The organism is Cytobacillus sp. FSL W7-1323 (assembly GCF_038595015.1).
In the GTDB taxonomy this organism is placed as follows: domain Bacteria; phylum Bacillota; class Bacilli; order Bacillales; family Cytobacillaceae; genus Cytobacillus; species Cytobacillus kochii.
Map to the genome: position 1 here is coordinate 2,924,394 of NZ_CP151998.1, position 13,129 is coordinate 2,937,522.

A 13,129-nucleotide genomic window follows, 5' to 3' on the forward strand; every position below is an offset into this window, starting at 1 on the left:
TTTATCATCCATAATCCATCAAAAATATTATCATTGTTTTGACAATTTAGCAACTTCCAATTGATAAAATGACAGTTTCGATTAAAACTTTCTTTTACCAATTGTTTTCGCAATATCTCGCAGTAAATTTTTTGCGCGGTTTTGTGGAAGCTCAGCAATCAATTTTAGCGCTTTTTCAAGGTATAATTCACTTAATGTTAGGCTACGATCAATCGCATCGGAATTTTTTATCAATTCTAATGCTCGCTCAATTTCTGCTTCTGTTGAATGGTCAGTTATTTTTACTAAATTGTCTTTAATAGCAGGTGTTTCCATAGCAAGTAATACAGGTAAAGTAATATTCCCTTGCTTCAAATCACCACCAGCAGGTTTCCCTAGCTCTTTTTCTGTCCCCACAAAATCAAGCACATCATCAATAATTTGATAACTCATTCCAATATAATAACCTATAAAATATAACTTTTTATGTAACTCATCCTCTACATCAGCTGCGATCGCTCCTAATTGACAGCTCGCTGCAATGAGGATAGCGGTTTTTCTTCTAATTCGACGTAAGTATTTTCGCAAATTTTGATTAAATTGAAATTTATCCTCAATCTGTTCAATTTCACCTAAACATAATTCCACAAGCGTATGAGCTAAAATTTGGTGCGCAATCGGCTTATTAATGTTAGAGAGAACATCCAGGGCTCTCGCAAAAATATAATCACCGGTATACATAGCAATCCGGTTATCCCACCTAGATTTAATTGTCGGCTGTCCGCGACGCAAATCTGCATCATCAATTACATCATCATGAACAAGTGACGCCATATGGATGAGTTCTAATGAAACTGCTACATTTTTTATGTTATTAATATCATAGTTGCCAAATTTACCACCAAGTAAAACAAATACTGGTCGTAATCTTTTTCCACCAGCCTGTAATAATGAAAGGGATGCCTCATGAAGCAAAGGCGATTCAGCCTGTATAGTGTCCTCTAATTCTTTTTCAATAATATTGATGTCAGCATTCAAAAAAGAATAGATCATCTTTAATTTCATATCGATACTCACCCAGCTTTAAATCCTTCATGCACATTCATACTTGTCAATGATGAATTACATTTCAGAACAAATTATTATTTATGTCCAATATGGACCGCCGCGACGCCACCAGTATATGGCTTATACTCAACATCACGAAAACCTGCTTTTTTAAACATTCCCGCTAATTCTTTTATACCAGGAAAATCTTTAGCAGACTCTTGTAACCATGAATATTCCTCATAGCTTTTTGCAAAGATTTTACCAAATGCCGGCATAATAAAACGGAAATAAAAACGGTAGCCTTGTTTAAAGCCAATCATTGTTGGTTGAGAAGTTTCTAAGCAAACAGCTATCCCACCAGGCTTCACTACACGATACATTTCCTTTAAGACTTGCATATAATCAGGAACATTCCGTAAGCCGAATCCGATTGTTACATAGTCAAAGCTATTATCAGGGTATGGTAATTCCATCGCGTTTCCATGGACTAATTCTATGTTCTTGATTGGGTGGTTGCTCACCTTCTCTTCACCAATCTTAAGCATATTTTTGCTAAAATCTAAACCAATGACTTCCCCATTTTCACCTACAGCTTCTGATAATGCTATCGTCCAATCGCCCGTTCCACAACAAATATCGAGCGCTTTTGCCCCAGGCTTTACATCCATTCGTTTCATCGTATCTTTCCGCCAGCGCAGGTGCTGTTGAAAACTAATGACTGAGTTCATCTTATCGTAATTACCATATATTTTTTCAAACACTTTATGCACACGTTCTTCTTTCGATTGTACCATGTATTTAACCTTCCTCTACAAATGATTGAACAGCTTCTTGTTGCTGGCTTTTCATCCATTTTAGTTTTTCTCTAAATAGCTCTGTATGTTCGCATTTATCAATGGATTGCTCAATTTCTTTAAAGGATAAGGAGACGTATTTATCACAAATATGAATAAGACTTTGTTTATTATTATGCAAAGTAAATGGTACACTTTGCTCTGTCTCAAATAATTTAGATAAAGCGTCAAATAAAATGGACGGTTTACCAGCTAAAAATTGCTTTTTCTCGAGTAACACTCTATTAATAAAAACAAGATTTGCTGCTAATTCACCAAGCTCACCTCTATTGTAAAAGTGAGTAATACGATCAAATAAAGAGGACTCCGTCTTTTTTAAAGACTCCATTAACGATTCTACAGTAACTCTGGCATGGCTATAAACAGAAACTTTATGTTCATTTACTTCCATAATTCCTTCAGCTAAAGTACGTATCATAAAAATATCATCTATTTCAGCTAAAATTTGGTAGTATAATCCACTATAATAAGTTCCTGCTAAAATGGTGAGCTGCCTTCCCTTTAGACGCTCTAATGGAAGAGGTTCATTTTGAACGCTTTCGTGTGTATCAAGGGCGATTTGCACAAGCATGGTCGTTATGATATATTTATCTGCTTTAGATTTCGGTATTTGCAGGTTATCGACAATAAACATGATTAAAAGAAGCTTGTCTTCGTCAATATATGGTTGTTGAATGATCTTTGACATATAAGGTTGACGCGTTTTTTTCTGAAGAACTTCCTTTAAGTTCATTAATCGTGTATTCATATCTTGTAGTTTGGCGTTCTTGTTTGCATTCATTATATATTCCCCCGATACGGGCAATCCTTATGATCGACATATGAACCAATCATTTACTAAAGATTATTTATAGTAGCACTTCCCTTTTACATTGCCCAAAAAGTGACTTAATTGTTCTCCCTTAGACATAAAAAAAGCCTCTCACTTTTATAAAATCATTGCGTCCATTCCTTTTTTAAAGCTTATTTAACTTGAATGGTAGAGCGCTTGACTTCAATGATAAGCCAGTGACAATTATATCATAAAACAAAGTGACTTGTTAGGGGAATATAAAGGAAAGGCATATAAATTCATGTCAATCGATCATACCTTTAAGCTTTCTTTTCACTTTCTACTTCTCCATATGCTGTTACGATGGACGCATGCCCCCGTATTTTAATAGCAGAAGTATGCTCTGTAAATTGAGCAATCATGACTTCTCCCTCATCTAATTTCTCCGAATGATGAAACCTCGTGTCTGAGCCTCTTGTTAAACCAATCACATTTACGCCATCTTCTTTTGCTTTAATGACGACATATTCATTGCCAGGATTTGTTCTCTCCATTTGAGTCACCTCTATCCTATTACCCTTTTATAAATGACAACACTTCTGCTCTTGTATTTCCATCTTCCGCAAAAACACCTCTAACCGCAGAGGTGACTGTTTTACTACCAGGTTTTTTCACACCACGCATGGTCATACACATATGTTCTGCCTCTACGACTACCATCACACCATGAGGATCTAATTTATGTAATATTGCATCTGCTACTGTAGCTGTAATGCGCTCTTGAAGTTGCGGTCTTCTTGCAACAGTTTCTACAGCCCTTGCTAACTTGCTTAATCCCGTCACCTTACCATTTCTAGGAATATAAGCAACATGCGCCTTCCCAAAGAATGGGACAAGATGATGTTCACACATTGAAAAGAATGGAATATCTTTTACAAGGACAAGTTCTTCATGGTCTTCACCAAAAACGGTTTCAAAATATTCTTCAGGGTCCTGGTGTATGCCCGAAAACACCTCTTCATACATTTTTGCTACTCTTTTTGGTGTATCTAATAACCCCTCTCGGTTCGGATCTTCTCCAATAGCGTCTAATATAAGCCTTACAGCTTCTTCAATTTGAGCGCGATTTACTTCTGACATTCAGCTACCTCCTATTACGGAACTATAAACTATTATCTTACATGCTAGCATAATTATTTCCTAACAGACAAAAAGTTATAGAAAAATAAAGGATAAACTTTCTTCCTTTTAGGATACTATTATATAAATGAACACAAGTACCGTCAAACTCCTATGATGGTTTTGAGAAAGAAATCTATATGTTAAGTACAAATAGTAGTAAAAAACATAGTTTTTTATAACTCATTCATAAAATGGTCATTCACTTGATATGGTGGAATGTGCATTGATTTTGTAAAGAGAATGAAGATCAAGAATCATTCACTTTGTTGTAAGTCAGTTATTGGGGTCTTCTTAATCATTTAACGAAGAGAAAAAAATCCGTAGTCTTTAGCCCCTTTACCTTTGTGGATTGCACTACTGTTGTATGGGACTAGGCAATGTTTGAAATTAATCGTAAATTTATAAGAAAAACCGCGAAAAAAATTCGCGGTTTTTCCTTAAGCAATTAATTATGTAATTAATTACTTTACTGCATCTTTAAGCGCTTTTCCTGGTTTGAAAGCAGGAACTTTGCTTGCAGCGATTTCGATTTCTTCGCCAGTTTGTGGGTTGCGGCCTTTACGTGCTGCACGTTCACGAACTTCAAAGTTACCAAAACCAATTAGTTGTACTTTATCACCATTTTTAAGTGCATCAAGCACTGTATCGAAAACAGCATCAACTGCTTTAGTAGCATCTTTCTTAGAAAGCTCGCTAGCTTCTGCAACTGCATTAATTAGTTCAGTTTTGTTCATTACTTTCACCTCCTCCCAAAAAATATCGTAAACCCAGTAAAATAAAGATTCCTTACATTCATTTGTAAACAAAATTACTGAATTCTATACGTTGTAACGCATTTTTGTTGAAGCAGAAACTTATCATATCTCAAAAAAAGAAGAATTTCAACTTTTTTGATGCAAAAAGCCTTATTTCATAAGGGTTCTTACCGTTACAACGTTAATTCTGCTTAAAAGATTATCATAATCAATTGAGCATATCAAGGATATTTCATGATTTGATGGCAATCTTTTCTTATTTGAAACAAATTTGTAATAAGGGGAGAGAAAACCCGTCAATCTAGGCTTAAAGCTTGACAAATTTGTAGAGATAAAAAATGTAAGCTCTTTCATTTTCATAGTGTAATTCTTTATAAAGAACAAACCAAAGTAACCATACTGTATTTTTATTCGTTTTTATGTTACGAAAGGTTGATTGGTCTTTTTATAGGGTAATTCAAATAAGACTTCTACCGAAATTCCACGCTTCTGTCATTTTAGATAATACTTTATTTATCAACAAAAGTATACTAATCCGTTTTATACTTTTATTACCCATAAAAAAAAGACAACTTTTCATCCGAATAGAATGAAAGTCGCCTTTTATTTCTACAAAATAATGGCAATGAGTCCCCCAGAGCCTTCGTTTATAATTCTTTCTAAAGTCTCTTTGAGTTTATATCTAGCATTCTCAGGCATCAATGATAACTTTGCTTGGATTCCTTCTCTAACAATCGAGCTAAGCGATCGACCAAAGATATCTGAATTCCAAATTGAAAGCGGATCATCTTCAAAGTCTTGCATTAAGTAACGAACTAATTCTTCACTTTGTTTCTCTGTTCCGATAATCGGAGAAAATTCAGATTCAACATCAACTTTGATCATATGAATCGACGGTGCAACAGCTTTCAAGCGTACACCGAACCTTGAGCCATGCCTTGTTATTTCAGGCTCATCTAAACTCATATCAGACAGTGATGGAGCTGCGATGCCATATCCTGTCTGTTTCACCATTCTAAGCGCATCTGAGATTTGATCATATTCTGATTTTGCATGGGCAAATTCTTGCATCAGTTCAAGAAGATGATCTTTACCACGTATTTCAACACCGACAATTTCTTTTAATACCTCATCATATAAATCATCAGGCGCATATAAATCAATTTCAGCGATCCCTTGACCCATTTCTATACCGGCTAAGCCCGCACGATCAATAAATTCGAAATCACTAAACTGATGTACAACACGATCAACATCTCTTAACCTCTTAATATCTTTGACAGTCTCTTTTACGGCTTCTTGATAACTCTCACGTAACCAATGATCTTCGTGAAGGACCATTACCCAACTTGGTAAGTTTACATTTACTTCTAAAACAGGGAATTCGTACAACGCTTCTCGCATCACGCTATATACATCAGATTCCCTCATTCCTTCTACACTCATAGCAAGTACAGGGATATCATATTTCTCTGATAGCTTCAAACGAAGGTCCTCAGTTGCCGGATGGTGTGGTTGCACACTATTGATGACCATAATAAATGGTTTTCCTACTTCTTTAAGCTCTTCAATTACTCTTTCTTCAGCCTCGATGTAGTTTGCACGAGGAATTTCTCCAATTGTACCATCGGTCGTAATGACGACACCAATTGTAGAGTGTTCTTGAATGACTTTTCTTGTACCGATTTCAGCAGCTTCGTGAAATGGAATCGGCTCCTCATACCAAGGAGTATTAATCATTCTTGGACCATTTTCATCCTCATATCCTTTTGCTCCTGGGACTGTATATCCAACACAATCGACAAGACGGATATTAACCTCCAATCCTTCATCCACATGGACATTAGCAGCTTGATTCGGCACAAACTTCGGTTCTGTAGTCATAATTGTTTTTCCTGCTGCACTTTGAGGGAGCTCATCCTGGGTACGTGCTCGATCAGCCTCATTGTCCATATTTGGGAGGACTGCTAGCTCCATGAATTTCTTAATAAATGTCGATTTTCCAGTACGGACTGCACCTACTACTCCAAAATAGATATCACCGCCTGTTCGTTCGGCAATATCTTTAAAAATATCTACCTTTTCCAAGTGATCCCCTCCTGAATCATGAGTTAGTGGGATAATATTATCCAATAATTTATATTTGTACACTATATATCTATGATGTTGTCCGATATGAATATGCCAACTTTTTAAAAAAATCCCCTTTCTCACTTTTTCTTTATGCAATCAATAGTTGCTTTTCATTATTGTATTAAAAGAGAAAAAAAACCCTCCCTCTACAATATATTTTGTAGAGAGAGGGTTATGACTAATTCACTAAAAATATTGGTTCATTCTTTTTTTCATCTATTGTATACGGTAATGAATAAGATGGTACAAAAGGTGAATCTTCGACTAAATGGAAGCGTATATCATTGTTTTCAGCTTTAATATCCCCAGCCTCCATTAATTGCATTAAGTCGGTACGATAATCAACGAATACTTCTCCGTCGGTTGTCACCACATACGATAGTTCGTTACCACTAAACGGGCTAACAGCTTTCGGTTCATCATTATAACCGATTTTAGAGAAATCTAATGAGTATACATTTTCACCGATATTATCCTTATATGGTGGATATCCTTCCATGCGAATTCGGAGAGTAATATCTCTTATTTCATCAGCAATACGTAAATCAGACAATTTCACTTTCGGATCATCTTCAACATCAATCAGTACATATTGAAAAACGCCTCCAGATTCAAATGCATTGCTAGGATACTCAGCCATGTATTTTGGTACAAGTTTCTTAAAATCAATTGGATATTTTTGAAAAAGCGGTGTATCTTCTTCGGTCGTTTTTATAGGTAATAGACCACCTGTCTCATCTTGATATTGCTTGATGGCTGTTTGTACGCGATTAATTTCATCCTCGTAAGGAATTTGATTTTTTGCTCTTTCTTCTTCTGGGTACATACATCCAGATAAAAGAAGGGTAATGAGTATAAATAAGCTAGTTACATAGCTCTTTTTTTTCATATACATCAACCTTTAATTATGTATTTTCAGGGAGAAACCCCTTGCGATGTTCTATTCTGAAACGGGACCGCTAAATACGACTAGAAAAATAATGAGACCACTTACTACCATAAAACTATAGGCAAATAGAGCAGTTACCCCTTTCAATACCCCATTTTTCAACTTAAAACGACTTAAATAAATAAGTAAGATAGCAATAAACATAAAGCCCATTGAAGCAAGGGCAATCCACATTTTCATTAAACCAGGTGACATCTCATTCACTCCTTTTTCCGAATTGTATTATACCATACAGTTCGTTCGCTTTGACAGCATTATCAGATAATTTTATGTATTGCAGTAAAAGGCAAGCAATTATTGGACTACTCTAATATTCTCAATATCCATTTTAGGAATCCCCTAATTGACTTCTTATTCTCCATATTAAATGAATTGTAACATAGCAAGTAAAGTACAAAAAAATAACCGAGGAATAAGAAGGGGCTTCCTTATCCTCGGCAAATGACTAAAATACCCTATTCACCCTGTTCATTTTACCAGTTTGCTTCAAAGGCATTGTATGCAGAGGATAAGCCGCCCGTCTCCTCATATGCCTATATTTTTATAAACAGCACCAAATTATTAGTTAATCTTGATTTTGAGCCATAAAAATATCCGCAATATCTTCCATTTCATTTGTTTTTGTACGTGCCATTAGACGGTCAACTCCATCTTTAGCATCGATATCATTAAATAAAATGTCATATAGAACAGATGTTATGGGCATTTGCACATCGTATTTCTCTGCTAATTGATAGGCTGCTCTTGTTGTTCGAACGCCTTCAACAACCATACCCATATTTTCTAATACTTCGTCTAAGTTTTTGCCTTTGCCTAGAAGATTCCCTGCACGCCAGTTTCTCGAATGAGTACTTGTACAAGTCACAATTAAATCACCTATGCCAGCTAGACCTGAGAAAGTTAGCGGACTTGCGCCCATTTTTACACCTAGTCTTGTGATTTCTGCTAATCCTCTAGTTACTAGCGCAGCTTTAGCATTATCTCCATAACCAAGTCCATCTGAAATGCCAGCTGCTAATGCAATAATATTTTTTAAAGCGCCACCAATTTCAACGCCAACAATATCTGGATTAGTGTATACTCTAAAGTTTTGATTAATAAATAAATCTTGGACTTTTTCAGCTGCCTTCATATTTTTAGAGGAGACAGCTACAGTTGTCGGGTGGCGCAAACTAACTTCTTCTGCATGACTAGGCCCTGATAGTACAACCACATCTTTTAAAAGGGATGTAGGTGTCACTTCTTCAATCATTTCGGAAATTCTTTTTGAAGTATCTGGTTCAATCCCTTTACTCACATGGACGATGGTCAACGGTTCTTTTCTCACTTCAGCTATGCTCTGTAAAACTTCTCTAATCGCTTTCGTAGGTACAGCTAAAATGATTGTTTCGATACCTTCTAATACTTGATCAAGCTTTGTATAACCTACAATATTTTTTGGTAAAGTAATCGCAGGTAAATATGCTTCATTTGTATGGTTCTCATTAATTTCTTTGATTTGTTTTTCCTTGTGACCCCATAAACGCACTTCATGGTCATTATCTGCCAGCACCATCGCAAGGGCTGTACCCCAACTTCCGGCACCAATAACAGCTATTTTATCTTTTTGACTCATCTTGCATTCACCTCATTTCAATTCATTTCGCCTATTTAAAAGAAGGAAAGGAACCGCCAATCTGAGAAAAACATTAGTCGAGCGGATGAATAGTCATTTTTTTACCTTTACTAATTGGCATATACTAAAGAACCGGTGGTCCCATAAAGCTAGAAACATAATTATGTAAGAGACAGCTTATTATGAAATGATGAGTCATCAAATCATACAGCTGTCCGCTTTTACTATGCTAATAGTGAATAGTTTATTTTCGTTCTCTTGCAATAATTTTAATTGGCGTCCCTTCAAATCCAAAAGCATCTCTAATTCTGTTTTCAAGAAATCTTTCATAAGAGAAATGTAGAAGCTCAGGATCATTAACAAACACAACGAAGGTCGGCGGTTTGATTGCTACTTGGGTAGCATAGTATATTCGCAGCCTTCTTCCCTTATCTGTTGGTGTTGGGTTCATAGCTACTGCATCCATTATAACATCATTTAAAACATTTGTTTCCACGCGCATCATATGATTTTCACTAGCAATGTTCACCATTGGAATCAATGTATGAATTCTTTTCTTTGTCAATGCTGATAGAAAAACAATCGGTGCGTAATCAAGGAATTGGAAATGATCCCTAATATTTTGTTCGAACTTCTTCATCGTTTTCTCATCTTTTTCAACAGCATCCCATTTATTCACAACAATAATGACAGCCCTACCAGCTTCATGTGCATAGCCTGCAATTCGCTTATCTTGTTCAATGATTCCTTCTTCTCCATCTAGTACAATGAGAACCACGTCAGAACGTTCAATGGCCCTTAAAGCACGTAACACACTATATTTCTCAGTTGTTTCGTACACTTTACCTTTTTTCCGCATACCCGCTGTATCTATAATGACATACTCATCACCATTATACTTAAGCTGTGAGTCAATCGCATCTCTTGTCGTTCCAGCTACATTAGAAACAATAACGCGATCTTCTCCTAGAATAGCATTTACTAAAGATGATTTCCCCACATTTGGTCGGCCTATAAGCGAGAACTTTATGACATCATCATCGTATTGATTTTCCTCATGATTAGGGAAGCTTTTAGCTGCCTCATCTAATAAATCACCCAAACCTAAACCATGTGATCCTGAGATTGGAAACGGTTCACCAAAGCCCAGGGAATAAAAGTCATAAATCATTTGTCTCATTTCTGGATTATCAATTTTATTGACCCCAAGAACAACAGGCTTTTTTGCTTTATACAAAATTTTCGCTACTTCTTCATCCGCAGATGTCACACCTTCACGACCGTTTACTAAGAAAACGATCACATCAGCCTCGTCGATAGCGATTTCAGCTTGTTGACGAATTTGTTCTAAAAAGGGCTCGTCCCCAATATCTATGCCACCTGTATCAATAATATTAAAGTCATGAGTTAACCATTCTGCAGAACTATAAATGCGATCTCTTGTAACGCCAGGAATATCTTCAACGATTGAAATTCGTTCACCAACAATTCTGTTAAAAATAGTAGATTTTCCTACGTTTGGACGTCCGACAATTGCCAGTACTGGTTTTGTCACGAACATCACCCCTCAATTTCATTAAAATACTTGCTTATATTAATTTAATGTAAGCAAATTTGATTTAAAAGAAACCCTTCAACTAATGAAGGGTTCAACTATAATATATTACCAAACAGCCACCTTCCTTACAAGAAGAAGCTGCATATTCATGATTAATGGCGGACAATCACGTACATTTCTTCAGTCAGCATATGAGCGATTCCGTCTAAAATAGCTTCTAAATTTGTAGCAATCACTTCCATTTCTTTTTTATCCTCACAATGAAACACTGCTGCACCACTAGGGACTTTCTTTGGGTTTGTTGTTATAACTGCAAGTACAAATTTATTGATTTCCATCATTTATCCCTCCCTATTATTTTGGCACATGCATTTCTTTTGGCATTTTTATTGCATTTTCCAGGGTTGGTACACCACCAATTACTTTAATTGCTTTTTCAACTGTTCTTTCCTGTGGAAGGATGAATACCCCTACTCGCCCATCATCTAAATCCCGTTTAGCTAATGGCACAAGTGCTGGGGCACCAGAATCCGTCACGACCCCTAGAGCCGTTGAAACATCATGTAATATCGCTTGTCTTTGCCCTAAATTTGCAATTGTCGTATTTACATTAAAATTTTTCGGAACCAGAATAAAACCCATCCCATACTTTAAAATTTCTTCTTGTCTTTCCGGAAGTCCAATGTTCATAATATAAATGTTGTCAACATATAATCCGGCTCCGTCGAAATGCGGCTTCACATATTTGATTTCCACAATATCTGATAACTTACCACCACTCATCATTACTTTTGATAACACGACGGCAATAGCAGCAGCGATAATTGCTACCCAAAGATTAAATAAGAGGTAAAATAATGTAGTAATAAGAGATGTAAACATGACTAAATAATTCCTGCTTTCAAAGGCAATAGCAATTCCTTCTATATAAGTCCTACCCCGTGGAACCATTTCATAACTATCTAACTCAGTTAACGTATTTCTTTCCATATTCCTAACCTCACGGAACTGTGAAGCAGCCACGGTTAAGAAGGTGATCGCAGTAAAATCCTCCTCCATGATCGACGGGATGGCCACACTTCCTAATCCAGCAGCAATAAAACCTAAAGCAATATGAATAATCTTCCCATGTAGATAGGTTGGGTACTGTCGATAATCTGTTCTTAACATATAAATCCTTGTTAATGTGCCAACAATTACACCTAAAACAACTGGATAGATATATTCATTCATGATAATTTTGCTTCTCCTTTACTAATGGATTTAAGTTTCTTTCTAGGTAACCAGCCAAATATTCAATCATATTCCATCCAGAAACAACTACAAATGCCATACTTAGGACATCAAGAAAACGAAAAGATCCAATTTGGAAAGGAAAGCCATACTTTTGAATAATAAGGGCAAATATTACCTCCCCGTTTAATGCAGCAAATATTAATATACAAATACGGCTTAACGCTTGCTTATGAAGAAGTATGACTAAACACGCTAACATACCGGCTAACATCCAGTCACGGTTAAAAACAACCCAGATTGGATCAAACATCTCAAAGCAGAGAAAAGCACAGTAAGCAAATGAGACAATGAGCATACATGTAACCAAATAGAGAGGATGACCACATTGCGATTTTACAAAGAGAAAACTAGCGGCAATGTAGAGCAGGAAGAAACTCACACCAATTTCTGTCGTTCCAATTGGAAAATGATAAGGCGTAATGATAATAAGCAATAATAGTGCGAATGACGCTAAATAACGGTATGTATTTGCTTTACTTACGAAAAATGTGACAATAATCCAAAGTGACCAACCAATCCAATAAAAGAAAAGACCTTCCAAATAAATACACCTCCTACTATCCCCATTATGGGTAGAAAATATGTAGTTTAATCTATTTGAATAAAAAATGTCTGATTTCTTATCTTAATAATTAGGAGGTGTAGATATGGGAAAAGATCGTCAGGAAAAAAAACTAAAAAGCAGTAAGAGAGTAGAATCAGATCGTGACCAAAGTATTCAATACGACGGGGCAACAACAATGCAAAGTCCAGACAATGCACGCAAATTAAATAATAATGAATAACTTAAAAGGATTGTGTAAACCTCTTAGTAACGGGATTACTCTTTATTTAACTGTTTTACTTTAAATATTTTTGTCCTATTCGCGTGTTAGCGCGACTTTTGTTTCGTATTCAGTCAACAAAGTCGCGCTCTTCTTTTTATGACTTTTATTAATTATATAGTTTAAAAATCAATAGTTTTTAACGTAATAAAAGAGACTACC

15 protein-coding genes are annotated in these 13,129 nt (G+C 35.9%); 1 reads left to right on the plus strand and 14 read right to left on the minus strand.

Annotated elements, in window-relative coordinates; genetic code table 11:
- Positions 1-81: 81 nt before the first annotated feature.
- From hepT to MKX67_RS14810, 14 genes are all read right to left on the minus strand, one after another.
- Positions 82-1,044 carry a heptaprenyl diphosphate synthase component II gene (gene hepT, locus MKX67_RS14745; RefSeq protein WP_095372757.1) on the minus strand — a complete coding sequence of 321 codons (963 nt, stop codon included), beginning with the start codon at positions 1,042-1,044 and terminating at the stop codon, positions 82-84.
- Positions 1,045-1,121: 77 nt separating this feature from the next.
- Positions 1,122-1,823 (minus strand): demethylmenaquinone methyltransferase, encoded by a 702-nt coding sequence (locus MKX67_RS14750; RefSeq protein WP_095372756.1) that lies wholly within the window; start codon positions 1,821-1,823, stop codon positions 1,122-1,124.
- A gap of 4 nt (positions 1,824-1,827) precedes the next feature.
- Positions 1,828-2,664 (minus strand): heptaprenyl diphosphate synthase component 1, encoded by an 837-nt coding sequence (locus MKX67_RS14755; RefSeq protein WP_095372755.1) that lies wholly within the window; start codon positions 2,662-2,664, stop codon positions 1,828-1,830.
- A 311-nt stretch (positions 2,665-2,975) separates the two neighbouring features.
- Positions 2,976-3,209 (minus strand): trp RNA-binding attenuation protein MtrB, encoded by a 234-nt coding sequence (mtrB, locus tag MKX67_RS14760; protein WP_095372754.1) that lies wholly within the window; start codon positions 3,207-3,209, stop codon positions 2,976-2,978.
- Between the two features lie 19 nt (positions 3,210-3,228).
- Positions 3,229-3,795 carry a GTP cyclohydrolase I FolE gene (gene folE, locus MKX67_RS14765; protein WP_095372753.1) on the minus strand — a complete coding sequence of 189 codons (567 nt, stop codon included), beginning with the start codon at positions 3,793-3,795 and terminating at the stop codon, positions 3,229-3,231.
- A gap of 503 nt (positions 3,796-4,298) precedes the next feature.
- Positions 4,299-4,571: a non-specific DNA-binding protein Hbs gene (gene hbs / locus MKX67_RS14770; protein ID WP_066200607.1), complete on the minus strand. Its 273-nt coding sequence runs from the start codon at positions 4,569-4,571 to the stop codon at positions 4,299-4,301.
- 630 nt (positions 4,572-5,201) lie between these two features.
- Positions 5,202-6,680 (minus strand): stage IV sporulation protein A, encoded by a 1,479-nt coding sequence (gene spoIVA / locus MKX67_RS14775; RefSeq protein ID WP_095372751.1) that lies wholly within the window; start codon positions 6,678-6,680, stop codon positions 5,202-5,204.
- 223 nt (positions 6,681-6,903) lie between these two features.
- Positions 6,904-7,614, minus strand: coding sequence for a hypothetical protein (locus MKX67_RS14780; RefSeq protein ID WP_095372750.1), 711 nt, complete (start codon positions 7,612-7,614; stop codon positions 6,904-6,906).
- A gap of 51 nt (positions 7,615-7,665) precedes the next feature.
- Positions 7,666-7,869: a DUF2768 domain-containing protein gene (locus MKX67_RS14785; protein ID WP_095372749.1), complete on the minus strand. Its 204-nt coding sequence runs from the start codon at positions 7,867-7,869 to the stop codon at positions 7,666-7,668.
- A 370-nt stretch (positions 7,870-8,239) separates the two neighbouring features.
- On the minus strand, positions 8,240-9,289 hold the full coding sequence (locus tag MKX67_RS14790) for an NAD(P)H-dependent glycerol-3-phosphate dehydrogenase (RefSeq protein WP_340975410.1): 1,050 nt from the start codon (positions 9,287-9,289) through the stop codon (positions 8,240-8,242).
- Positions 9,290-9,533: 244 nt separating this feature from the next.
- On the minus strand, positions 9,534-10,844 hold the full coding sequence (der, locus tag MKX67_RS14795; protein ID WP_095372747.1) for a ribosome biogenesis GTPase Der: 1,311 nt from the start codon (positions 10,842-10,844) through the stop codon (positions 9,534-9,536).
- 155 nt (positions 10,845-10,999) lie between these two features.
- Positions 11,000-11,185 carry a hypothetical protein gene (locus tag MKX67_RS14800; protein ID WP_095372746.1) on the minus strand — a complete coding sequence of 62 codons (186 nt, stop codon included), beginning with the start codon at positions 11,183-11,185 and terminating at the stop codon, positions 11,000-11,002.
- 16 nt (positions 11,186-11,201) lie between these two features.
- Positions 11,202-12,080: a YIEGIA family protein gene (locus tag MKX67_RS14805; RefSeq protein ID WP_095372745.1), complete on the minus strand. Its 879-nt coding sequence runs from the start codon at positions 12,078-12,080 to the stop codon at positions 11,202-11,204.
- Positions 12,073-12,684 (minus strand): hypothetical protein, encoded by a 612-nt coding sequence (locus MKX67_RS14810; protein ID WP_342488418.1) that lies wholly within the window; start codon positions 12,682-12,684, stop codon positions 12,073-12,075. The genes MKX67_RS14805 and MKX67_RS14810 overlap by 8 nt, the downstream gene beginning before the upstream one ends.
- A gap of 106 nt (positions 12,685-12,790) precedes the next feature.
- Here MKX67_RS14810 and MKX67_RS14815 point away from each other — a divergent pair, with 106 nt between their 5' ends.
- Entirely contained in the window at positions 12,791-12,928 is a 138-nt protein-coding gene (locus MKX67_RS14815) for a YpzI family protein (RefSeq protein WP_342488419.1), read from the plus strand.
- Positions 12,929-13,129: the final 201 nt, after the last annotated feature.